This is a genomic window from Paenibacillus daejeonensis DSM 15491 (genome assembly GCF_000378385.1).
Classification (GTDB): Bacteria; Bacillota; Bacilli; order Paenibacillales; family Paenibacillaceae; genus Paenibacillus_D; species Paenibacillus_D daejeonensis.
Map to the genome: position 1 here is coordinate 276,594 of NZ_KB899661.1, position 23,558 is coordinate 300,151.

Annotated in this window: 16 protein-coding genes and 1 tRNA gene; 9 read left to right on the forward strand and 8 right to left on the reverse strand. The window is 53.0% G+C overall.

The annotated features are described in order from the left end of the window. Nucleotides 1-70 precede the first annotated feature (70 nt). Nucleotides 71-147: transfer RNA gene (locus tag F556_RS0112355), tRNA-Asp, on the reverse strand. Between the two features lie 201 nt (nucleotides 148-348). On the opposite strand from F556_RS0112355, the gene F556_RS0112360 reads away from it, so the two are divergent. From F556_RS0112360 to F556_RS0112370, 3 genes are all read left to right on the forward strand, one after another. Continuing rightward, nucleotides 349-1,980 carry a helix-turn-helix domain-containing protein gene (locus tag F556_RS0112360; protein ID WP_020617273.1) on the forward strand — a complete coding sequence of 544 codons (1,632 nt, stop codon included), beginning with the start codon at nucleotides 349-351 and terminating at the stop codon, nucleotides 1,978-1,980. 70 nt (nucleotides 1,981-2,050) lie between these two features. Next, the gene (locus F556_RS0112365; protein WP_020617274.1) at nucleotides 2,051-3,046 is read left to right on the forward strand and encodes an ABC transporter substrate-binding protein; all 996 of its coding nucleotides are present in this window, start codon (nucleotides 2,051-2,053) and stop codon (nucleotides 3,044-3,046) included. Nucleotides 3,047-3,117: 71 nt separating this feature from the next. Beyond that, nucleotides 3,118-4,350: an NAD(P)/FAD-dependent oxidoreductase gene (locus F556_RS0112370; protein WP_020617275.1), complete on the forward strand. Its 1,233-nt coding sequence runs from the start codon at nucleotides 3,118-3,120 to the stop codon at nucleotides 4,348-4,350. A gap of 514 nt (nucleotides 4,351-4,864) precedes the next feature. Here the strand turns inward: F556_RS0112370 and dgoD are convergent. After that, on the reverse strand, nucleotides 4,865-6,013 hold the full coding sequence (dgoD, locus tag F556_RS0112375) for a galactonate dehydratase (RefSeq protein WP_020617276.1): 1,149 nt from the start codon (nucleotides 6,011-6,013) through the stop codon (nucleotides 4,865-4,867). Between the two features lie 197 nt (nucleotides 6,014-6,210). Here dgoD and F556_RS0112380 point away from each other — a divergent pair, with 197 nt between their 5' ends. After that, a complete protein-coding gene (locus F556_RS0112380; RefSeq protein WP_020617277.1) occupies nucleotides 6,211-6,441 on the forward strand; it encodes a hypothetical protein in 231 nt (76 codons plus the stop codon). A gap of 97 nt (nucleotides 6,442-6,538) precedes the next feature. Here F556_RS0112380 and F556_RS0112385 read toward each other — a convergent pair whose 3' ends face one another. From F556_RS0112385 to F556_RS0112405, 5 genes are all read right to left on the reverse strand, one after another. Next, nucleotides 6,539-7,213, reverse strand: a complete 675-nt coding sequence (locus tag F556_RS0112385; RefSeq protein WP_020617278.1) for a FadR/GntR family transcriptional regulator — start codon at nucleotides 7,211-7,213, stop codon at nucleotides 6,539-6,541. A gap of 180 nt (nucleotides 7,214-7,393) precedes the next feature. After that, a complete protein-coding gene (locus F556_RS0112390; protein WP_020617279.1) occupies nucleotides 7,394-8,005 on the reverse strand; it encodes a hypothetical protein in 612 nt (203 codons plus the stop codon). A gap of 17 nt (nucleotides 8,006-8,022) precedes the next feature. Then, nucleotides 8,023-8,445, reverse strand: a complete 423-nt coding sequence (locus tag F556_RS0112395) for a hypothetical protein (protein ID WP_020617280.1) — start codon at nucleotides 8,443-8,445, stop codon at nucleotides 8,023-8,025. After that, complete coding sequence (locus F556_RS0112400) at nucleotides 8,445-12,056, reverse strand: AAA family ATPase (protein ID WP_020617281.1); 3,612 nt, start codon at nucleotides 12,054-12,056, stop codon at nucleotides 8,445-8,447. Before F556_RS0112400 ends, F556_RS0112395 begins: the two co-directional genes overlap by 1 nt. A 143-nt stretch (nucleotides 12,057-12,199) precedes the next feature. Beyond that, nucleotides 12,200-13,909 (reverse strand): proline--tRNA ligase, encoded by a 1,710-nt coding sequence (locus F556_RS0112405; protein WP_020617282.1) that lies wholly within the window; start codon nucleotides 13,907-13,909, stop codon nucleotides 12,200-12,202. Nucleotides 13,910-14,354: 445 nt separating this feature from the next. On the opposite strand from F556_RS0112405, the gene F556_RS0112410 reads away from it, so the two are divergent. Further along, the gene (locus F556_RS0112410) at nucleotides 14,355-15,635 is read left to right on the forward strand and encodes a methyl-accepting chemotaxis protein (RefSeq protein WP_020617283.1); all 1,281 of its coding nucleotides are present in this window, start codon (nucleotides 14,355-14,357) and stop codon (nucleotides 15,633-15,635) included. A 104-nt stretch (nucleotides 15,636-15,739) separates the two neighbouring features. Further along, the gene (locus F556_RS0112415; RefSeq protein WP_020617284.1) at nucleotides 15,740-16,351 is read left to right on the forward strand and encodes an SUKH-4 family immunity protein; all 612 of its coding nucleotides are present in this window, start codon (nucleotides 15,740-15,742) and stop codon (nucleotides 16,349-16,351) included. Nucleotides 16,352-16,365: 14 nt separating this feature from the next. Here F556_RS0112415 and F556_RS0112420 read toward each other — a convergent pair whose 3' ends face one another. Continuing rightward, nucleotides 16,366-18,528: a protein translocase subunit SecDF gene (locus F556_RS0112420; RefSeq protein ID WP_020617285.1), complete on the reverse strand. Its 2,163-nt coding sequence runs from the start codon at nucleotides 18,526-18,528 to the stop codon at nucleotides 16,366-16,368. 248 nt (nucleotides 18,529-18,776) lie between these two features. Between F556_RS0112420 and F556_RS39060 the strand changes: the two genes are divergently transcribed. The 3 genes from F556_RS39060 to F556_RS33855 are packed head-to-tail and all read left to right on the forward strand — an operon-like array spanning nucleotide 18,777 to nucleotide 23,530. Then, nucleotides 18,777-20,942 (forward strand): S-layer homology domain-containing protein, encoded by a 2,166-nt coding sequence (locus F556_RS39060; RefSeq protein ID WP_020617286.1) that lies wholly within the window; start codon nucleotides 18,777-18,779, stop codon nucleotides 20,940-20,942. A gap of 16 nt (nucleotides 20,943-20,958) precedes the next feature. Further along, entirely contained in the window at nucleotides 20,959-22,797 is a 1,839-nt protein-coding gene (locus F556_RS37095) for a glycosyltransferase (protein WP_020617287.1), read from the forward strand. A 4-nt stretch (nucleotides 22,798-22,801) separates the two neighbouring features. Next, nucleotides 22,802-23,530 (forward strand): glycosyltransferase, encoded by a 729-nt coding sequence (locus tag F556_RS33855; protein ID WP_020617288.1) that lies wholly within the window; start codon nucleotides 22,802-22,804, stop codon nucleotides 23,528-23,530. Nucleotides 23,531-23,558 lie beyond the last annotated feature (28 nt).

Here is a 23,558-nt window from a genome sequence, read left to right on the forward strand (position 1 = left end):
GACGAGAAAAATTTAAAAAAGAGCAGCATTAGCCGCCCTTCTTAGTGAGGTTATGTATTCAAAAGGTAAATGGCGGAGCTGACGGGATTCGAACCCGCGGTCTCCTGCGTGACAGGCAGGCATGTTAGGCCTCTACACCACAGCTCCACACTAGACAAGGTGTTCCAGGAACACAAGTAGTATCTTACCACGGAATGACAGCGTTTGACAAGGTAAAAAGCAGTCGCCGCCATTTTTTTGCAACCTTCAAATTCTGCGCTCTCAGACAGGCTTATGCTATACTGATTCCAAATCAACTCGGAACGCAATTTGACATTAATAATGAGCGGATGGAGGGCCGATATCATCATGTTTATCATGCAGAATTACTACCGTCAGAGCTACACTCCAGAGCCTTACCGACAGCAAGCGACCTCTCATTTGCTCGGTGTCACGGTCAGAGGCTCCGGTCGGATGTCAGTTGCAGGTCATCACTACTCCATCTCTGAGGGCGACGGCATTCTCATTGATCATGGCGAAGATTACGAGCTGCAACCCCGCGGAGGAATGGATATCATCTGGATTTGCTTTGATGATCTGCTGGAGATCTCCCAGACCGATCAAGAACGCCATTATTACAAGCGAAGCGGGACACTTCCCTGGTATGGCCCCCTGCCCACTTCCCTGATGCCCATCATCCTCGATCTGGTGACCCGCATCGAAGCAGCTGTTCAAGAGCGACCAGAGCGGCGGCGCAACCTTGCGGAGCTGTTGTTCCAGCAATTAATCTATCATCTGATGGAGCTGGCTGAACCTGATGCGGACACCTCCCAGCATGCGCTTGAGCGGGCAGCCGATTATATCCGGATGAATTATGATCGAACGCTGACGCGCAATCAGATTGCCGAGGTGGCTGGACTTAGTCCGTGGTACTTCTCGCATCTCTTCAAGAAATGGAAGGGTATTGCTCCGATGGAGTACTTGCATCAGGTACGGATTAACCATGCCAAGGAGCTATTAATCCTGCACCGCTGCAGCGTCCGGGAAGCAGCCGAGCGCAGCGGTTATGGCGATGAGGCTTATTTTCGCAAAAAATTCAAGCAGGTGGTCGGGATTACCCCAGCCGCGTATCACAAGGATAAATGGGCCCGGATTGCCTCTCTTTCCTATACCTATACCTCACACCTGCTGACTCTTGGCATGATCCCGCTTGCTGCGATGGCCGATCCCACACGCGAAGCACACAGGTCTCAAGTGCATGCAGCCATAGCCGTCCACCTGCGGCGGACCATGTTCCGGGAGGATGAACTGCTGGAGGCAGATATCGAACAGCTTCGCGCAATCCAGCCCAGCCTGATTCTAGGCGATGACCTCATGATGCAGGGGACTGCGGGTACACGACTGGCCGAGATTGCGCCTTGTGAGATTATCCCCTGGATGGCAGGGGACTGGCGAAGTCATTTCCTCCAGATTGCGCGTCTGGTCGAGCGGGAAGCAGCTGCAGTAGCGTGGCTGGCCGACTATGATCGGCTCGTACTCCAAGCTCGCCGATCGCTGGCCCGCCGGATCGGTTCAGACAAGGTGATGCTGATTCGCCTAACCTTCGGTCAACTGGTGGTGTATGGCAGGCGCAATGTGGGAACTGTATTGTATGAAGATCTTAACCTAGTCTGCCCCTATGACTTGGATGACTTTGCCGTGGAGAAGCCGCTCAGTGAGGCCGAGCTGGCGCTCAACGCTCCCGATTACCTCCTGCTCGTCATTGACCATTCTCCTGCCTCACAGTCTGCTTGGGAACGGCTGCAGGACAGTGAGAGCTGGCATAGCTTGCCGGCCGTCAGACAAGCACAGGTGTACCAGGTTCAGGAGTATCCCTGGCTGGAATACAGTCCGGAAGCGCACCGGCTCATGGTGGCACAGGCTTCGGAACTGTTAGGATGCTCCACCGAACCTCCAGATACCGCACAAATAGCAACAGAATCATCGCACGTCCAGACATAGAGCAGCACGCTTAAGCGTGTTATGATGCTAATTGATAATGAAAATTGATATCAATTAAGGATGGTGCATCATGCAACTCACACGTTATTTTATTCCACTCTGTCTGTCAGCACTCCTGCTGCTCTCCGCCTGCGGGACGGAGAACAGCGGGACAACACCTGCAGAGAACCATCCTCCGGCCGCAGAGAATGAAACTCCTGCCTCTGAGCCAGAGAAGACAGCAGATTACCCGAAGACATTTACGCATGTGATGGGAGAGACCGTCCTGGATGAAACGCCCACTCGCATCTTTGCGCCTTATGTGGAGGATGCCCTATTGACGCTCGGCGTGACTCCTGTTCTAAAGTGGTCGCTCGGCGATTACGTGCAAGAATATCTGGAGACTGAGCTGCAAGATGTCCCGCCCGTGGATTATTCCAGTGGCGGACCGAGCCTCGAAGCTGTCTTGGAGGCAAATCCGGACCTCATTTTCCTGTACAGCACCGGTATGGCAGCCGATGGCAGATACGAGCAGTTAAGCAAAATTGCTCCGACCTATGTTTACGAAGATTCAGCAGGGGACTGGCAGGGAACGCTCCGCAAGCTTGGCGAGCTATTGGACAAAAATGAGTTGGCGGAAGAGAAAATTGCAGCCTACGAAGAACTGCTGGCAGGTGCCAAGACGAAGTTAGCAGCGGTTGCAGAGGACAAAACCTTTGCCGTCGTCCGCGTGCGGGCACAGGATTACGTCCTGATGGATGGTGTGAACTTCTCAGGCAAAACGCTGTTCGATGAGCTGCAGCTCACCCCGCATCCTATGGTCAAGGAGACAGCTTGGGAGACGTTTCTCCCTATCTCATTGGAGAAGCTGCCCGACCTGGACGCTGATTATATCTTCTACATGGTTCAAGGCGAAGCCGCACAGGGGATGGCCAAGGAGCTGTTCGACAGTCCCTTCTGGCAGAACCTCCCTGCTGTCCGCAATGGCAACGCTCATGAAGTCGAGGTCAGCTACTGGCTGGCAGCAGGCTATCAGGCCAACACCCGCCAGATCGAGGACGTGCTTCACCTGCTTCAAGTGGACTAACCCCATGCATGTCACAGCCCGGATTGGCAATAATACCAGCATACCCATCTGTGTCTACAGGAGGCGATGTGATGAATTTACAATCCGGAACTTATTACTGGCCCGCTACGCTGCCCGATCCTCCGACCTACCCTGCACTGAGCGAGGATCTTGTCTGTGACATCCTCATCGTTGGCGGCGGCAGCTCGGGGGCACAGAGCGCCTATGCGCTCGCAAACAGCGGTCTGCGTGTTGTCGTTATTGAGAAAAATACCATTGGCAGCGGCAGCACCGCCACCAATACCGCCCTTATCCAATACTCGGGCGAGAAAATGTTCACCGATTTAATCCATACCTTCGGCGAGGAGGCAACTGCCCGTCACCTTCAGCTGCTGCGCCAAGCGATTGACCAGTTGGAGACAACCGCCGGAAACGTAGCGATGGATTTTGAGTTCCGTCGTCGGGATACGTTGTATTTTGCCAGCTGTGATGAGGATGTCGCTAAGCTGCACAAGGAATATCAGTATCTAAAGGACCACGGCTGCAGCCTGGATTTCTGGGATCGCAAAACCGTCAAAGCTCACTACCCATTCAGTCACGAAGCCGCTATATACTCCTACGGGGATGCTGAGCTCAATCCCTTTAAATTCACGCATGCACTGCTCCAGGACGCTGCGGCCAAGGGTGTAGGCATCTATGAGCACACCGCCATGAACGGTCACCGCTATGACCGGGAACGTCAGCGGATGATCGTCACCACCCGGGGCGGCCATCACATTGACGCCCGTTACGTTATCTTCGCGGCCGGTTATGAGGGAATCGATATTCGCAAGGAGCCACAGGCTTCATTCGTCAGTACGTACACGGTGACGACCGAGCCGATAGCCGACCTCTCCTCCTGGTACAACCGCACGCTGATCTGGGAGACAGCCCGGCCTTATTTGTACCTGCGCACCACTGCTGATGATCGCGTAATTATCGGAGGGCTGGACGAGACGACCGACATTGCGGAGCAGCGGGACAACAAGCTTCACCACCGACAGCAGCAGCTAATGGATGCGTTGCGCCAACGCTTCCCTGATATTAGCTTCGAACTGGCGTACGCCAATACAGCATTCTATGGCGGTATTCGCGACGGCCTGCCACTGATCGGCCAGTACGATGATTACCCGCACTGCTATTTTATCTTCGCCTTCGGTGACAATGGCACCGTCTATAGCCAGACGCTGGTGAATGTCATTGTCGATGATATTGTGCAGGGGTACAGCCCGGATATGGAATTGTACCGTCAGGACCGGCCGGTGCTGAATAGCGTATCGACTTAAGAGAGGCTTGGTCAGCGTGATGGCAGACGACAAGCCCTGCCCGGTTTGGTAGGGCTGTTGTTCTGCTGGTCTGTCTTTTTGCGCTTCGATTCCCCTTCATTCTTCTTCCAGCACGCTGTTGCTGAGTCTAGCGCAGATCCGCTCCCCTCGCCACTGTAACGGACACCACAGCCGCTATTCGGGCCTGAATGGGGCGTTTAAGATTCTAACGGACACCATGGCAGTTATTACGATGATATTCGCACATTCGGGCCTATGTCATAGCAAAATAACTGCATCTGTGGCCGTTAGCCGGTTGAGGGACGCAAAAAGAGCGAAATAGGCGCATATATGGCCGTTAGACAGGCTTTGTGCTAATAGCTGCGCGGGTGCCGTAAGAAATATGAGCCTTTGCGAAAAAGCAGATATAGCTGCCTGGGTTGCCGTTAAACACCAACCGCCCTGGCGGATTGATCTGCTATTCTAGAATGTGCATCTTTCACCTGAAAACTACTATCTACCTTCCACCGTCCACTCACCACTCCGCAATGCTGCCATCCTCGTGGCGCCAGACCGGGTTTTTCCAGCCGTGTCCGATGGCCGCCATCTCTCTCACTTTCTCCTCGTCCACCTCGATGCCCAAGCCGGGCTTAGTCAGCAGATCGACGAATCCGTCCTTGTAATGGAAGATGCTTGGATCCCTGAGATAGTCGAGCAGGTCTGACCCCTCATTGTAATGGATGCCCAGACTTTGCTCCTGAATAAACGCATTCGGTGTACAAAAATCCAACTGGAGCGACGCCGCGAGCGCGATCGGTCCCAGCGGGCAATGCGGCGCTACCGCGACATCGTATGCCTCGGCCATGGCTGCAATTTTTCGTGTTTCCCAGATACCACCGGCATGACTGAGATCGGGTTGGATGATATCTGCATAGCCGCGCTGCAGCAGCTCCTTGAAGCCCCAGCGTGTGTACATCCTCTCACCCGTAGCAATTGGAATCGCTGTATGTCGGGCAATCTCCTGCAACGCCTCATTGTTCTCCGGTAGCACCGGCTCTTCGATGAACATGGGCTTGAATGGCTCCAGCTCTTTTACTAGCAATTTGGCCATACCTTTGTGCACCCGTCCGTGAAAATCGATGCCAATGCCAAGCTTATACCCGACGGCCTCGCGGATTGCGGCAATACGCTCCACTGCTGCCTCGACCTTGTCATACGAATCGATCCAGTGCAGCTCCTCGGTGCCGTTCATCTTGATGGCGGTATAGCCCTGATCCATCTTCTCCCGGGCGGCCATTGCCGTATCTGCCGGACGATCCCCGCCAATCCAGCTGTATACGCGCATCTTGTCTCGCACTCGTCCGCCCAGCAGCTCGTAGACCGGCACGCCCAGACGCTTGCCTTTGATATCCCAGAGCGCCTGCTCGATCCCCGAGATGGCACTTGTTAGAATGGGCCCGCCCCGATAAAAGCCACCCCGGTACAGCACCTGCCACAGATCCTCAATGGCATTGGCGTCCCGCCCAATCAGGTATTCGCTCAACTCTTCTACCGCCGCTTTGACCGTATCCGCCCGGCCTTCAACAACCGGTTCGCCCCAGCCGACCAGACCATCCTCCGTCGTCACCTTCAGGAACAGCCACCGCGGCGGCACCTTGAACAATTCCAGTGAACGAATCTTCATTTGTGTATCGCTCCTTCGCATAATTCATATGATGAATATACATAATTACATAATACATCATATGAATATATAGTGTAAATCCTGATTCCAAACTCACGGAGTTTGTTCAAACTAAATGGGCACGAGATGTTTCTCTTTAGTCCGATTGGGTAATCAGTAACTAGCAGCATCACACTATAAACGAGGGGATGATTGACATGAACACAACCAAACGGAAATGGACTACCTTGCTGTTAACCGCCGTGATGAGCGTATCGCTCGTGTTTGGCGCAGCAGCTTGCGGCAACGGAAACAACGGGAATGATGGCGATACAATTATCGTACCTGAAAGCAACACCAATGTAGTGGTTCCTGAAACTCCGGACACAGATGTTGACGTCGATGTGGACACGCCAGATAACACCGATGAAGGTACTGCGACAGAGTAAGCCATCGCATTTCCTTCTTCATACATGAGAATAGGCCCGCTGGCTTCCTTAACTGGAAGCTGGCGGGCCTGCTATTTACATAGAACACGGAATACGGTTACTGAATTAAACCGCTCTGGAGCTCTCGTTGCATATCCGAAATATGCAATCGCATTAGTTCCCTAGCCTGCTCCACATCGCGATGCTTGATTGCCATTGCAATAAGCAGGTGGTAGGCGGCAGCCTTGTCGTCCATGCCGGGGATCCGCATAGTCTGGCGGCGACTGTCGAGCAGAACATCGCCCAACATGCGCAGCGTATTAGCCAGGATTTCGTTCTGTGAGGCTTCTGCGATCTCCTCATGAAACTTCATATCTTCGCGGAGGAACGATTGCCGGGACAGCACCTTCTTCTGCATCAGTTCGGCTGCCTGTACGATCCGCTCTCTCTGCTCATCGGTTGCCCGCTCGGCTGCTAATGCCGCAAGCTCAGGCTCAATGATGAGCCGCGTCTCCGTCAATTGTAGCCAAGAGCTGTGCTCCAGCACCGCCAGATACCGGTCCGCCTGCTCTGGCAGCTGATCACTGACGAAGGTCCCCCGGCCTTGCTCCACCAGCAGGATCTTCTGCTTGCCCAGAATCCGGACCGCTTCCCGGACGGAGGATACGCCCACCTTCAGCTCAGCCGCGATCTCCTCGATAGTCGGAATCCGCTCCCCCACCTTCCACTGCCCCTGCTCAATTCGCCGCTTAATCTCGTCATAGACGACTTCGTATACCAGTCTTTTGCTCATAGCTCACACTCCGATTTGAGCCCATTATAGCATAGATTTTGCAGCCGATATTGCCATCACACAACCACTATAATTTTCTTAATAAGCCGATAAGGCTCAGATTACGCTGCGTCTATAGTAAAACACTATAGAAGGAGCGGCCCTATCCTAGCCAGGATAAAGCCGCCCCTGCTTTGCTCTCTAAGGAAGGTTCAGCGTGTACGTGTTGGAAGAACCCTCAGGAGCCACGTTAAAGTAGGTTTGATCAAGTGAATTGTTTGAGAATTTTACAGCATAAGTGATACCGCCATAACCGTCCTTGACGCCAACAATCTCTACAACGGAGGGTACAGGGATATCCAGTGGAACTGGCTTATTCAGAAGATGAATTTTGTCTGCCAACACATTCCCGTTAACCTTCACCGTCACCACGTCTCCATCCTCCGCCGCAGAGTCCCAGATTAGGGCCCGTGTGGTTTCTGTATCGGGCTTCATCTCAATCTCGTAATCCCGCGCGGCCAACGTAAAGTCCACATCGTCTAGTACTAACCGGACACCAGCCTTCATACCTTTACCAATGCCATCTGCTTGGACATCCGAAAGTGTAGGGGATGACGGACTGCCGAAAAATCCAAAACCAATCAAAACCAAAGCAACAACGCCAATGATGAATTGATGCTTTAATTTTGAGTTACCTCTCGATAGGGGGTGAGATTCTCTTATTTTATACTCCTTAATGTCTTCAACACGTTCCTGATTCGGCTGTTGGTCTAAACGCTCCGCCCGCTTCCGGTTTTTCCCTTTGTACTGCATGTGTTTCCCCCGCATTCTTAGTCGTATCTTTTCGAACTAATAGGATATTTCCAATATAATACCGATATCAACAATCGAATGCCTATAAAGCTTAGTGTCGCTAGTGTAAGTGCCAAACCTTTAGACATGGATCCGGCATCCGCCCATGTATTTAAAATCTTTATTGCTACAATCATGGCAAGGCTTGTATAGATACACAAATGAAGCAATGGAAGCAAGATTGTAATTTTTTTATATGGCTTTCCAAAAAAATCACTTTTGGTAGCAATATAAATAAAGAGAGCCGCTAGTCCAAGCAATAGAGCTGCAGGCATATCACTTGGGATTTCTTTTTTTATAATCTCATCCCACTCCGTATAAAGCATGTAGGGGAAAAGCAAACCGACGATGAGCATACCAAGCATGATGGAATGAAAAAAAAGCGCAACAATCCATTTCACTACAAATCACCTTCATCCTTAAAATCTTCCGCCACAATAGTTGATAACTCATCTGCGGTGGCATCCGGTTTCTCACTTAGACGTAAAGCGTGGATACGAATAGCTTTTTCAACAAGATTACGTACCAGCCGCCCGTTACCTGCACTCATCTGCCCATGATAACCGTTCAGTATTAAGCGAAGCTGGTCATTTGCCTCGGGAATCATAAAGTACCCTTGGGCCTCAACCATTTGTTTGGCGATTTGCAACAGCTCATCCACAGAATAATCGGGGAACGTAATAATATTAGGGAACCTTGAACGCAGCCCTGCATTTTGATCCAGGAAACGGTCCATATCCTCGTCATAGCCTGCCAAGATAACCACTAACCGGTCCCTGTAATCATCCATCGCTTTGACAAGGGTATCAATGGCTTCCTTACCGAACTGATCTCCTTCCGCAAGCGCATAGGCTTCATCGACAAACAAAACACCCCCAAGCGCCCGTTCGATGACTTCCTTAGTTTTCAATGCCGTCTGGCCTACATAACCGGCGACTAAACCTGAACGATCGGTTTCAATCAACGTATCCGATTTAATGGCACCCAGCTCTTTCAATCGGCTAGCCAAGATTCTTGCAATCGTCGTTTTACCCGTACCAGGGTTGCCTTTGAAAATCATGTGAAGGGTTTGTGCCTTTGCAACCGGAAGCCCAAGCTGCTCTCTTCGTTTGGCAACTTCAATCTGGGCCGACAGGCTCTTCACAAACGACTTGACCGAGCCTAAACCAACTACAGCGTCCAACGCACTCAGTGCATTTTTTGAACCTGCGGAAACAAGCTCTGCATCACTTGATAGGCCAAAATCTTCGGCTATTAACTCATTCAAGAACTCAGTTGACGTATTAGGCCGATCTGCAAGACGCTCCGCCTGTCGGCGAATCGCAGTCTCCAATGTATTTCGTACTAGTCGTCCATTGCCGCCGTCTTTTTTGCCGGGGATCTGCTTTTGTTCAAAATAGCCTTGGAGTAATTGAACAGAATTAGGCTCCATTCGAAATCCCCTTGCTTTGATCATAAGGGCAGCTATACTAACCATGTCTTCAGCCGTATAATCCGGAAACTCAATCTGCAGTGGAAACCTGGAAGCCATCCCTGGATTAACACGTACAAACTTCTCCATATCCTCTGTGTAGCCAGCTAGAATGACAACCAAATTGTCTTTATGCAGTTCAATTAATCGTACAAGAGTATCAATCGCCTCTTTGCCAAATCCACCACCCTGCACCCCATCTTGGGCAAGAGCGTAGGCTTCATCAATAAACAGGACTCCTCCCAGCGCTGATTCCACGACCACTTTTGTCTTGGATGCAGTCTGCCCCACATATTGGGCAACAAGATCGGATCGATCGACTTCAACCAAATGACCCTTTTTGAGAAAGCCCATCGACTTCAGCATACCCGCCAGCAATCTTGCCATGGTAGTTTTACCGGTGCCGGGATTACCAGAAAAAATCATATTAATCATTTGGGCCGTATCTACGCTCACACCTGCATCTTTCCGCCGCTGATCAACAATTAATTGTTTCTCCAGTGCTCTGACAAAAGCTTTGACTTTTTCCAATCCAACAACACCGGCTAATTCATTTTCGATGTTGAAGGCTTCCTTTTCACCAATGCCGAAGTCCTCTCCGATTAAAAGTTGGAGATCTGCAGCACCCTCTTTTCCAATACGTGTTGATTGTTTACGGACAGCTTCTTCAAACAAATTACGAACCAAGCGTCCATTCCCGCTATCATTCCTGCCTGGAATCTGTCGCTGGCCAAACAATTCCCTAAGACCTTCAAACGAATTCCTTTCAATTTGAAAACCATTAGAATCAGAAATTCGCAGCAGGATGTCCAACATATCTTCTGGAGAGTAGTCTGGGAACTCTACAATAAACGGAAATCTGGAACGCAATCCCGGATTCGAACGCAAAAAGGTCTCCATTTCTTGTGTATAACCTGCGATGATTACAACTAGATCATTGCGATTATCTTCCATGGCTTTGACGATTGTGTCAATAGCTTCCAGACCAAAAGAGTCGTGCTCACTTCTTGCCAAAGTGTATGCTTCGTCAATAAACAAAACACCACCTAAAGCCTCATTTACTTTAGCCATGGTTTTGGGTGCCGTTGATCCTACGTACTGGCCCACCAAATCCTGCCTTGACACCTCCACAAGTTGACCTTGTGACAACAAACCCATAGCTTTTAAAATCCGAGAAATCAGGCGGGCAACCGTCGTTTTACCCGTGCCGGGATTCCCTGTGAACACCATATGCATAGCCATCGAGACTTTTCTATTGCCTTCTTGGGAACGTCTCTGATTTACGTCTACCGTATTCATAAGCTCTTCTACGAACGTTTTCACTGAAGCAAGTCCCGTAAGTTCATTTAGCTCATTCATGACATCAGCAAGGGATTCGGTACGGGCAAAGGAAAAAGCCTTAATGGGAACGCGGATGCTCTTAGTTACTGCGTAAAAGGCATCCTCTTCATATCTAATTTGCACTTTATCATTACGCCGAATTTCATTTCTAGCTCGTAAACCAGTGATAACAACAATAAATTCTTTTTCTATCCAATCTTGCACTGCTTCTCCGAACGTTTTGTAGGAGGTAGCCATATGTCCAAGAGCCTCATACACCGAGTCCTCCACTACAATTTTCAATTGAGCTTGGTGTGAGATCTGCAACACTGTTTGCTTCATCAAGAATTCAGCAATTACTTGCATTCTCAACTTATCTAATGGTAAGGAAACGGCGGCTGTACGGATTGTTTTCAAAATGTTGGATGGAATAACTCCGCCCAATGAACTGGGAACTTTCTGTGATGCTTCCCCTTCATCGATTGGGTGATCAACATAGAACACTATAAAACAATCTGCTGCACTGACGCGAACTCCCTCTTTGGTACGGAAATTCCCTTCTCTAGCCAACTGGGCTACCAACTGAATAACTGACGGGTCAGCTTCTGTAATATTACGAAAAACTACCGTTTCGTCTGAATATTCAAAGGCATCAGCCATATCGCTTATAAAATTGCCTGATATGTCATCTTCTTCGTAATGACTTAAGTCAATCTCAACTGTGTCTTCAGAGGCTGACAAATTATGCTGGTATAGCTCTTGAATTAAAATATCGAGAGCCGTTTTTTTTCCTGTTCCCGCTGAACCGGTCAACAGGATCACATTTCTAACGTTGCTATTGCTGCTATTCATATACCCCTGCTTAAAAGCTGCCGTTAAATCAGCAATGAACGGCTGTTGTCCAATAACTCTTCCGTTTAGTCTGTTACGCGCGTTATTAAAAATTTCGTCCATGCGTTTGGATGATATGTCCTCGACGGACTCAACGGGGCGAGCGTGCGGTGGGGACGGCACATGTGGACTCGTACCATAAACTCCGACGTTACCCCTTTGCATAGGGTTGGAAGAGGTGTATTGAGGTGACGGTGAGTGCCCCTGTAAATCAGATCGGGTATTGGTATCGTTATTAACAAAGCCCTTTTCTTTAAGCAGGCCATATAGCTGGATTTCTGGAAATAGAAACTTCACAATTGCGCCAGCTTTTCTAAGTTTAGATCTCATTTCTTGCTATCCTCTCTTCGGCTGAAGACAGCTCTATCATTTTTCTACATTGTATCACGCATTTACCATTATTGCCCTTATAATTTTGTCGAACTATAGTTCTTAAGTTCTAATTCCAAAGATTAGTGATGTATTAAGAATGACTAATTAGCTCCATAGTACCCCATCACCCGCTCCGTCGCCTCCGCCGCCTGCACCAGCTGCTTGCCGGGGGAACGCCGGTCGCTGTACTCCACGGCACCTTCGCCCGCTGCCTTACCGACGATGATGCGCACCGGGGAGCCGATCAGGTCGGCATCCTTGAACTTGACCCCTGGCCGTTCATCCCTGTCATCCAGGAGCACCTCGAACCCCTTGCTTCTAAGCTCGGCATATAGCTCTCTGGCAAGCCGCAGCTGCTCACCATCCTTGACCGAGACAGGGATCACATGCACCTGGAACGGTGCAATTTCGCCCGGCCACCGGATGCCCTGCTCGTCGTGATACTGCTCGGTGATCGTGGCCAACAGCCGCGAGATGCCGATGCCGTAGCAGCCCATGATGACCGGCTGCTCCCTGCCTTGCCGATCAAGATACCTTGCGTTGAGCGCCTCGCTGTACTTGGTCCCCAGCTTGAACACGTGCCCGACTTCGATACCGCGATGGAGTTGTAATTGACCCGCTTCGCAGTGCGGGCAAGCCTCGCCGGCCTGGACGTTGCGGAAATCGCCGACCTGCTCCGCCGCGAAATCACGCCCCGGCACGACATGGGCGACATGGCTATCTGGCACATTTGCTCCGGCAATGCCCTCCCGGGCCTCCCAGACTGCGGTATCCGCCAGAATGGGCACCTCCAGGCCGACCGGTCCGGCAAATCCCAGCTGCGTCCCCAGCTCTGCCGCTTGCTCTGGCGTTGCCAACTCTAGCGATTGCGCACCAAGTGCGCTTTTTACCTTGGTTTCATTAACCTCGTGATCGCCCCGCACCACCACCGCCACCGGCTGGTCATCGGCGATGTAGAGGAGCGTTTTGAAGATCGCCTGTGCCTCCACGCCAAGCGCTGTCTTCAATTCGGCAATGGTTCGTACACCCGGCGTATAGAGCATCTCGGGTTCTGACAGCGGTGCCTCGTTCGATACGGATACGACTGGTGCCCGGGCCTCCGCTTTCTCCAAATTGGCCGCATAGTCGCAGCTGGTGCAGACCGCGATGGTGTCTTCCCCAATGTCAGCCAGCGCCATGAACTCATGCGTCCCCCCTTCACCGCCCATAGCGCCGGAGTCTGCCTGAACGGCCCGGAACGCCAGACCGCAGCGCCGGAGGATTCGTTCATAAGCTGCGAACATCTCAAGATACGCCTGGTCCGCTTCTTCCCAGGTAGCTGCGAAGGAATAGGCGTCCTTCATCACAAACTCCCTCCCGCGCAGCAGTCCGAACCGGGGCCGCCGTTCATCGCGGAATTTGGTCTGAATCTGATACAGCGTAAGCGGCAGCTGACGATAGGAGTGAATCTCTTGCTGGATCAGAGTAGTTATGACCTCCTCATGCGTGGGCCCAAGGGCAAAAGACCGGTCGTGCCGGTCCTGCAGCCGGATGAGTTCCGGACCATAGACGGCATAACGTCCAGATGCTTGCCACAGCTCGGCTGGCTGCAGGGCAGGCATCAGGAGCTCTTGCGCCTCAGCCGCTTCCAGCTCCTCGCGGACAATGCGTTCGATATGCTGCAGCACTTTTAAACCGAGCGGCAGATAACTATACACGCCCGAAGCCAATTGGCGAATGTAGCCTCCTCTCAACAAGAGCTGGTGACTGACTGCCTCCGCCTCTGCCGGAGCCTCTCGCAGGGTAGGGATTAAAGCTTGAGATTGACGCATAACCTCTCCTCCTTGGTATAGACGTTAACGCAAAAAAAAGCCCATTCGTCAGGGACGAATGCGCTCGTGGTACCACCCTAGATTTGACCACCCGAATGGGCGATCCTCAAACCAATAACGGCTGGCTACCGGCAACGGCTACTAGAGTTCGCCGCTGCTGCTCTCAAGGCGGGGCTGAATGTCTGTCGTAGGCGCTTCTCACCGGGGGCGCCCTCTCTGCAACGACTTGCAACACGCAGCATATCCTTGGTCCAAGCATTTCATTATTCATTTAACTTTCACTTACAGATTATGACTATCTTAGTGGATGTCTGAGGAGACGTCAAGATCTCGTCAAAACTTGTCCTCAGAGCCGTGAATAACGTGATTTTGATCACAGCCCGGTCGTTCACATTTTGATATCTTGGACTGTAACAAGGCTCACAGCCCAAGGAGGAGAACATCAATGATTAGCCGCTGGAATCTGGTCCGCAAGCTTGTCCTGGGGATCACACTCGTCGCCGCGACGACCTACGCCACCAGTGCATTTTTTATTTTTGTCGTAAAAGATATTGTTGCCCCAGACATGTCTACCTGGTTGTTCACAACGATGACACTCGGTATGGGAGTGTTCTGGACGGGTTTGCTCGGCTGGCTAACCGCCCGGATGCTCGTCCGCCCGATCAACGCGCTGCAGCGTGCGGCCAGTAAAGCCGCTGACGGCGTACTGACGGAAGAGGTGACGCTGCCCCGGGGCAAGGATGAGCTCTATGCGCTATCGCTCGCGTTCAATCATATGATTGGCAATTTGCGCGGTATCGTAACGGATATTGACCGCCATTCTACGGCGACGGGCAGTGAGGCCGGTCACTTGCGAGGGGCAGCGGAGCAGTCCGCAACCCAGCTAGGGGAGATTACCACCCGGGTTGACACGATGACGCATAATACGGACACCCAGGCGGAGCTCTCCCGATCCATGCACGGCACAGTCCAGGATATGAGTCAGCTGACAGAAGCCGCCTTCAAAGAAACCGAGCTGGCGCGTGCCGACGTCGCACACATGCAAGAAGCAGCCGTTAGCAGCAGTTCTGCCATGGAGCGTTTGGCTCATGCGATGCAACAGCTGGCTCAGGACGGCGAGGCAACGGCAGCTATCGTCAAACGATTGGAGACGCACGCCGTCCGCATCAATGATATTCTCTCGGTGGTCAAGGACATCTCGGCCCGTACCCATCTGCTTGCCCTCAATGCCTCCATTGAAGCCGCACATGCAGGGAATCAGGGACGGGGCTTCGAGGTTGTCGCACTGGAGATCCGCAAGCTGGCGCAGCATAGCTCCGAAGAAGTACAGCACATCTCCCGGTTAGTTGAAGATATCCATGGTGATCTGGCTATCGCGTCGGAACGCATGGCAGCACAGGCGAATCAGATGCAAACGGAGTCGGAGCGAACCCAGGCGAGCCGGGAGTCGATGGTCACCATCTTTGGCTCCGTCGACCGGACCGTTCAGACCATTGAAGAGGTCGCCAGCCTGATGGATACGCAGAGCGTCAAGATGCGCCTCATTCTGGACCATGCGCGTCAGGTTGCCGACACCGCCGAGGACAACGCCGCCCGTCTGGGAGACATCGCCTCCTCCGTCCAGGAGCAGAACGCCATCGTTCAGGAGGTCGCAGCCGCCTCCCACGAGCTGGAGCATACCGCCGAGACGCTGCAGCAGCGGGTGCAGCAATTTCGGTATAATTGACAGTCAAATAAGTCCCAAGCCCTTGGGAAGGCCGTCAGAGATGATTTATACTTAGAGGATACATGGAGTAACGACCTGGTTAATCGTCTGGGGAGGAATGTGAAGTGAGGACATTTGATCATCTATATACCGAAGGCCGCCTAGACTTTACAGCGGAAAGCCTCGGCGAGCTGGGGCTGTCCTCTGAATTGGCAGCAGAGCTTAGCAAGTGGGGGCTACCTCAATTCGCGGGGAAAGAGCCGCCGCTGGGGATGGTTTTCGAGGCACCTTATCTGAGGCAGGAGCTGCCTTCGCATGTCGTAATCGGCAGGGAAATCTGGGAGGAAGGTCTCTACATTACAATGGATCAAAAATCCGGTGTCGTATGGGCCATCTCAGAAGGGGAACAGCAGAAGCCTGTCTACATGAACGCTTCCATCACCGGCCTGCTTACCTTCATGGATCGCATCCTTGGTTTTCGTAAGCAAACGGATGCCCTTCCTCCTGCTCCCCCGCCCTCTGTATGGACGGCAGAGCAGATGAAGGAGCGGCTGGAGAAGCTCCGCAATGGCGAGCTTCGGCCTGTAAGCAACCCCGAGGATGAGCAAGCCCGGCGCCAGCGGGCGTCCTTATTCCGACAGCTCAAGCGGGAGCTGAAGACTATTGACGCGCAGGCCTTGCGCGCTGCTTGCTGGTGGGGCACGGTGCTGGAAGAGATGGCAGACGAGCTGCAATAGCGTATACGGATTACCTAATCTTCATAGGCCCTCTCTAGCGGCCGCATCTGATAATGCTCCTGTTTGCCGATACCGGAGTACCCTTCGCTTCGCAACTTACGAGCTGTCAGGAAGAGCCAGAGCTGACTGGCGATATAGATGGACGAGTACATTCCTGCAAGCAGGCCAACGGTCATTGCGAGAGAAAATAGACGAATCGATTCGCTTCCCCACAACAGAATGGCAACACAAGCAAACAAAACACACAGGATCGTATTGAGTGAACGGAGAAGGGTTTGGTTCAGACTCGCATTGACGAGCACGCGCAGGTCGTCGCGGGTTCTAATCGTGGCGCTCTGCAAATTCTCACGAATCCGGTCAAAAATGACCACTGTATCATTAATGGAGTAGCCAATAATGGTGAGCAGCGCGGCAATGAACGGTAGATTCACCTCCAGCTGCAACAGAGAGAACAAGGCCACCACGACGAATACATCGTGAACCAGCGTCACAATTGCCGCAGCCGCAAAACGCCGATCAAAGCGCACCCACACATAGAATAGAATACCCAGACTGGAGATCATCACAGCCATGACGGCCTTGCGGGCAAACTCGCGTGCCATCTCCGGGTCCACCGTATTGGCCTCTACACTGACGCCTTGTCCCAAGCTGGAGGCAAAAGCCTCCCGCAGAAGATCAGCGTCTCCCGACTCCGGGTCCAATACACGATCAAAACGAAGGGACACCCGATCACCGCCCTCGCCCCCAACTGTCAACACGGACGGTTCATAGCCTGCGCTCCCTACAATGTGCTCCGCCTCCGACTGTGCCACGCCCCCCGGCACCAACAGATCGAGTGACGTGCCTGCCTTAAAATCTACCCCGTAATTGAGACCCTGCACAGCAAGACTCCCAATGCCAAGCGCTGCGATGACCAGGGATGCCCAGAAGATAACACGCGTTCTGCGAACAAAATCAAAGGTAAGCGCTGCCCTTTCCGACGCATTTGCAACGCTTTTTGAGCCCAGATTTGCTCCAAACCATCGCGTCTGCTGAACCAGGCCGGAACTGACCAACAACCGCAGCAGCCATTGGGACAGATACACATTGGTCAGGACGCTTAAGACGATGCTCAAGATTAGGGTAACAGCAAAGCCCTTGATGGCTCCTGAACCCAGCATAAACATAACAAGGCCAGCCACCAGTGTGGTGACGTTGGCATCCAGAATGGAACGCGAGGAATGCTTCGCGCCTTCTCTGACCGAAGACAGCAGACTTTTGCCGGACCGCAGCTCCTCTTTGAGCCGCTCATAGGTAATGATATTGGCATCCACTGCCATCCCAATCCCCAGCACAAAAGCAGCGATCCCCGGGAGCGTCATCGTCGCCTGCACCCAGTTGAAGCAGAGCATGAGCAGCCAGCTGTAAGTGATGAGCGTAAAACTAGCTACCAGACCGGGGAGCCGGTAGACGATAAGCATGAACAGCAGGATTAAGACTGATCCCACACCGCCTGCCCACAGAGTCTGCTCCAACGACTGGCTACCCAGCGAGGCGCCGACGGATTGATTGTATTTCTCGGTCAGCTTGAGCGGCAGCGCCCCCATGTTAATAATATCCGCGATCTCTGAAGCTTCCTCATAAGGAAAATCCCCGGTAATCTGCATGATACCATTGTCCATAACTGCCAGCACCACCGGACTGGTCAGCACACGGTCGTCCAGCGTAAAGGAAATCGTCTGATGCAGCAAGCGGGCCGACAGCTCCTCGAGCACGGCCTTGTCCTTGACTTCAACTTGAATTGCTGGACGGAAGCCTTCGACCCGGACGACGACGGCGCCGCTTTCTTTGAAGTCCGTCCCCTGCAGCTCCACGGTCCCATCTGGTCCCAGAACCGTTAACTCCGCCGGCTTCTTCAGGAGCTCTCGTACCTTGGCTTCGTTGTCCACACCAGCCAGCCGTACCCGGATGCGATTATCGCCCTCTGTCCAGATTTCAGGCTCCGAGGTCCCCAGCGCATCGACGCGTTCCTCCAGGCTTCTTGCGGTCTGGCGCAGGGCATCTTGCGTGATAGCACTCCCCTCCGCCACCGGATGCGCCTCATATAGAATTTCGAATCCGCCCTTCAGATCCAGCCCGAGCTTAACCTGGGACAGCACTTGCGGCATCGTCAGAACAATGACCAGGCAAGTCAACATGACTGTGAGGAAAAATGCTACGATTCGCTTCCTTAGCATGCGTAATCTCCGTCTCTTCCCAAAGTAGAATAGCTTCAATATACCATATTGTTCTTGAAACACCAGTGCTTAATATCCTCCCTCTTTCAAACATCCATATATTGGGACTGTGTTCAGTAAATGTTCAGTGACATATTTTATACTAATTTCAACATGCCAATTTTCTGCTATGAAGGTTTACTATTCGAAGAGATCAGGAGAGTGTAAGGATGAAGGATAAAAGACGCGCGATCATGACAGGACTTAGTTTCACCCTCATTTTGTCAAACGCCGCGAACGCGGCCGCTACCGCCAAAGATCTGTTTACGGACTTGCACAGCGTGCCTTGGGCTGAGAAACAAATCACCCAAATGAGTCTTCTTGAGGTTGTTCAAGGGAGAGGCAATGACAGGTTTGAACCCCAAGCGAACGTAACGCACCAAGAATCGCTGGTGATGATACTTCGACTGCTGAATGCTGATCAGGGGCTATCTGCAGGAGCTAGTGGTCTTCCCGCCGATGCTTGGGCTCAGCCTTATATCCGACTTGCACTCGATCTTGGGCTGATTCGACAAGCCGAGCTTGTGTCTCCTGACGGAATCAGTTGGGGGCGCCAAGCCGCTACCCGTGAATGGGCCGCTGAGCTCATTGTACGCACCATTCTACATACCAATGGCCTGCAGACACTTTCCGTGGTACCCGCTTCATTCTCAGACAAGGCAAAAGTATCCGCTGATTATGCTGATGCCGTCAATCTTGCTTCTGCCTTAAATATTATTAACGGATTCCCCGACGGCCAGTTTAAACCCCAAGACAGCGTGACCCGCGCGCAAATGGTCAAAATGCTGAATGAAACCCTGCCCTATCTTCTGATTCAGGACAACAAAGTAACAGACCGCGTCCATTACGGTGTCATACAGGCGGTAAGCGCCAATCAACTGGCTGTCGCGTCCGGCGGTCGAACCTTTACATTCAGCCTCTCTGATCAGACCTTTATTTATGACCAAGCCTCGCAGGCCATCGGTGTGGATCTGCTTCGTGTTGGACAAGCGGTCTCTATTGTTGCAGAAAACGGACAAGCCCAATACATTGAGAGGACCAATCAAGCTATTGAGCTGGATGCCATCCAGGCCAAATTACTGGAGCTGGCTAAGCCAGGTGAAACAGGAGCTACGGGCGCTACGGGTGCTACTGGGGCCACTGGTGCGACGGGGGCTACCGGGGCAACTGGTCAACAGGGTGTCACCGGAGCCACGGGAGCACCGGGTTTCTCAGGGCAACCCGGTATAACTGGGGCCACTGGAGCGCCTGGGTTACCAGGTGCTGTTGGACCAACCGGCGCTACCGGTGCACCTGGACAACCTGGCGCTGTCGGGCCCACTGGTGCAACGGGCGATGATGGCGTGACCGGAGCCACCGGGGCAACAGGCGCTACTGGTGAGCAAGGCGTAACTGGGGCCACTGGAGCGACCGGGGCTACTGGCGAGCAAGGTGTCACCGGAGCTACAGGTGCGACGGGTGCTACTGGGACGCCGGGTGTCACCGGAGCTACAGGTGCGACGGGCGCTACCGGTGAGCAAGGCGTGACCGGAGCCACCGGGGCGACGGGTGCTACTGGCGAGCAAGGCGTGACCGGAGCCACTGGGGCAACGGGTGCTACTGGCGAGCAAGGCGTGACCGGAGCCACCGGCGTGACTGGCGCCACTGGGACGCCGGGGGTCACCGGAGCCACGGGTGCGACGGGCGCTACGGGTGAGCAGGGTGTGACTGGGGCTACGGGCGCAACTGGTGCCACAGGGCCATCGGGTGTGACCGGCGCTACTGGTGCTACTGGGGCGACTGGTTCGCCTGGAGTTACAGGTGCCACAGGAGCTACCGGTGTCACTGGTGTAACCGGCGTAACGGGAGCTACTGGAGCCACTGGCGCTACCGGTGTCACTGGTGTGACCGGACCTAGAGGCAACACAGGAGCTACAGGCGCTACGGGCCCTGGAGCAGTAAGCCAGTATGCTTTTGCCAGCAAAAGTGGCGGCATATCACCCGTATTCAACTTCGGGATAAGTATCTCTTTCGATGGCATTAGCTATAATAGTCCGCATATTACACTTACTAATTCAACAACCTTCACGGTATCTCAATCCGGGCATTATTTCGTGCAATATGATATCAACCTTGTGACCCCTCACCCAGCTCTCAATACTCAAGTTGCAATTAACGGAACCGGACTCCTACAGAGTCAAATCATCGGAACTGCAGGTCGCGGCTCTTTCTCAAATGGATTTATTGTTCAGCTGAATGCCGGCGATACCATTGAATTGCAGTTATATGGCTATAACGGCTCGGTAGAACATAGCACCGGAGACGGTGCATCCATCACTATCTTTAAACTCAACTAAGGACAGGGAGCTGACCATGTCTACCTTCAGCATCGTAATTCTAGCCCAGCATGCCGAATTGCTGGACGCTTGTCTGACTGCCCTGAAACAGCATACGTCTAAACCTACCGAATGGCTTATTATCAATGATGGCAATCAAGAGGAGATCACTCAGGTCATTGCCCGTTACACCGATCCCAGCATACAAGTCATCGCCACCCCCTCCCTGGTCGGGGTGGCTACGGGCTACAACCTGGGGGCCGCTGCCGCCCATGGCGAGCGAATCGTCTTCCTGCGCGATCACGTGACTGTTTCCGACGGCTGGCTTGAAGCGCTGTCCCATGGCCTCGACGAGCATCCCTTGGCGGCAGTAGCCGGCCCGCTCAGTCATGGCATCAGCGGGCCGCAACAGACGGAGGTTCCCGTGAAGGCCATTCTTCACTTACCCGCGGACCAGCGGCAAGCGTTTCTCTCCCGGAACGGTACGGTCAGCCGTACCTGGCGCCTCCTCAGCTTCCTGATGATGGTACGCAAAGAGAGCTTTCACGCCCTCGGCGGGTTTGATGAACGATTTGTTCTGGAATCTTACGAAGATGATGATTTTTGTTTACGGGCCTTAAGAGGCGGCTACGAGCTATGTATCGCGCACAACGCTGTCGTTACGTACACGGCGCCTCCCTCTTTGTTTCCTGAGAACCCGTCTTGGTTCGGAGAACGACTGGCGACGAATCGGCAGGCGGCTACGGACAAGTGGGGCGGGGATGTGATGACGCTGCTGATGCAGGAGACCCGTCCAGTTACTGTCAGCCTGTGCTTGATCGTCAAAAACGAGGAAGCCACGCTAGCGAACTGCCTCTCTAGCGTGGCGGACCTTATGGATGAGATTATTATCGTGGATACTGGCTCTACGGATCGCACCAAGGCGATTGCCGCGCAATTCAACGCCCGAATCTTTGACTTCGAATGGGTCCATGATTTCTCGATGGCACGCAATTATGCCTTCCAGCAGGCAACCCAGGAATACATTCTGTGGCTGGATGCCGATGATATTTTCTTGCCGGAGGACCGGGAGCGGCTACATGAGCTTATTCATGCGCTCCCCTACCCTACCGACGCGGTCTCCATGGCTTACCATCTGCATCATGATTCGCAAGGCAACGTGGCGAGCAGCATCAGGCGCAATCGTCTTGTCCGTCGCAGCAAGGGATTTCAATGGATTGGCTGGGTTCATGAATACCTGGAGGTTCACGGCAGCATGCTTGCGAGCGATATAGCTGTCACGCATAATCGTGTCCATGAAGCCACAACACGTAACCTGGATCTCTATGAGACACGGCTCCGTCAAGGCGACCGGTTCGGTGCACGCGATGTGTATTATTACGCCAATGAGCTCTACGATCATGGCCGTTGGGAAGAGGCAGCCGAGCAGTATGAGCACCTGCTGACGATGTCAGACGTATGGATCGAGGATCGAATCGGAGCCTGCGGCAAAGCTTCTGAGTGTTATATCCAGCTGAATCGCTTGGACCAGGCACGACTTAAGGCCCTGCAATCCTTCGCTTACGCCCTGCCCCGAGCGGAAAACTGCTGTCGGCTAGGGCAGTCATTTTTGTTGGAGCAACGTTACTCTGAGGCAGTCCATTGGTATACGGCGGCTACACAGCTGACTATGCCCACTGACAGCCAAGCTCTCTTGATCCATGCCTGCTGGACATGGCTGCCCTACCTTCAACTGTGCGTGTGCTATGACCGGCTGGGTGAATATGCCCTGGCCTATGAAGCCAACGAGCAGGCAGGTACTTACCTTACCGACGATCGGCGGATCACGGATAACCGGGCTTATCTCAAGCAGCGCCTGCAGTCTTCGGGAGGCTGAGCCCATGCCCCAAGCTCGCCCACATGTAACGCTGTCCATGGTGGTCCGCAATGAAGCGGACCGTTACCTGATCGAGGCGCTGACTCGGCACCGGGCCTATATCGATGCTGCGGTCATAATTGACGATGCCAGCACCGACCATACCCCTGACTTGTGCGTGGAGCTCCTGCATCCCTTGCCCGTCAAGCTGGTCCGGAATCCGGTGCCTTTGTTCCAGAATGAAATCCTGCTGCGCAAGCTGCAGTGGCAAGAGACCATCGCTACGTCACCCGACTGGATTTTGAACCTTGATGCGGATGAGTGGTTTGAGGACCGTTTTGCCCTTGACCTTCATACACTCATGGACCAAAACCACACCGACCTCTACAGCTTCCGGCTCTACGATTTCTGGAATCGGACCGCCTACCGGGAGGATCAGCTGTGGCATGCGCACGTAATTTACCGCCCCTTGCTGCTCCGATACCAGTCCGAATTCAACTATCGGTGGAAGGAAACGGCGCAGCATTGCGGCAGGTACCCCGACAATATTTTTGGATTGCCCAACGGCCTGTCCGACCTTCGAGTGAAGCATATGGGATGGTCCGACCCGCTGCACCGGATAAGCAAGTTTCAACGCTATATGAAGCTCGATCCGGAAGGCCAGTTCGGCTCGCTGGCACACTACTACTCGATCCTCGACGATCAACCCCGCCTCATGGAATGGGTAGAGGACGAGGTCCGCATCCTTCCATAGTTGGATTTCAGCCTTTCACGCCAATAGA

Bases quoted from the DNA above. Each gene is read 5' to 3' on its own strand.
- F556_RS0112360 (WP_020617273.1), top strand. From the start codon at position 349: ATGTTTATCATGCAGAATTACTACCGTCAGAGCTACACTCCAGAGCCT.
- F556_RS0112365 (WP_020617274.1), top strand. From the start codon at position 2,051: ATGCAACTCACACGTTATTTTATTCCACTCTGTCTGTCAGCACTCCTG.
- F556_RS0112370 (WP_020617275.1), top strand. From the start codon at position 3,118: ATGAATTTACAATCCGGAACTTATTACTGGCCCGCTACGCTGCCCGAT.
- dgoD (WP_020617276.1), bottom strand. From the start codon at position 6,013: ATGAAGATTCGTTCACTGGAATTGTTCAAGGTGCCGCCGCGGTGGCTG.
- F556_RS0112380 (WP_020617277.1), top strand. From the start codon at position 6,211: ATGAACACAACCAAACGGAAATGGACTACCTTGCTGTTAACCGCCGTG.
- F556_RS0112385 (WP_020617278.1), bottom strand. From the start codon at position 7,213: ATGAGCAAAAGACTGGTATACGAAGTCGTCTATGACGAGATTAAGCGG.
- F556_RS0112390 (WP_020617279.1), bottom strand. From the start codon at position 8,005: ATGCAGTACAAAGGGAAAAACCGGAAGCGGGCGGAGCGTTTAGACCAA.
- F556_RS0112400 (WP_020617281.1), bottom strand. From the start codon at position 12,056: ATGAGATCTAAACTTAGAAAAGCTGGCGCAATTGTGAAGTTTCTATTT.
- F556_RS0112405 (WP_020617282.1), bottom strand. From the start codon at position 13,909: ATGCGTCAATCTCAAGCTTTAATCCCTACCCTGCGAGAGGCTCCGGCA.
- F556_RS0112410 (WP_020617283.1), top strand. From the start codon at position 14,355: ATGATTAGCCGCTGGAATCTGGTCCGCAAGCTTGTCCTGGGGATCACA.
- F556_RS0112420 (WP_020617285.1), bottom strand. From the start codon at position 18,528: ATGTTGACTTGCCTGGTCATTGTTCTGACGATGCCGCAAGTGCTGTCC.
- F556_RS39060 (WP_020617286.1), top strand. From the start codon at position 18,777: ATGAAGGATAAAAGACGCGCGATCATGACAGGACTTAGTTTCACCCTC.
- F556_RS37095 (WP_020617287.1), top strand. From the start codon at position 20,959: ATGTCTACCTTCAGCATCGTAATTCTAGCCCAGCATGCCGAATTGCTG.
- F556_RS33855 (WP_020617288.1), top strand. From the start codon at position 22,802: ATGCCCCAAGCTCGCCCACATGTAACGCTGTCCATGGTGGTCCGCAAT.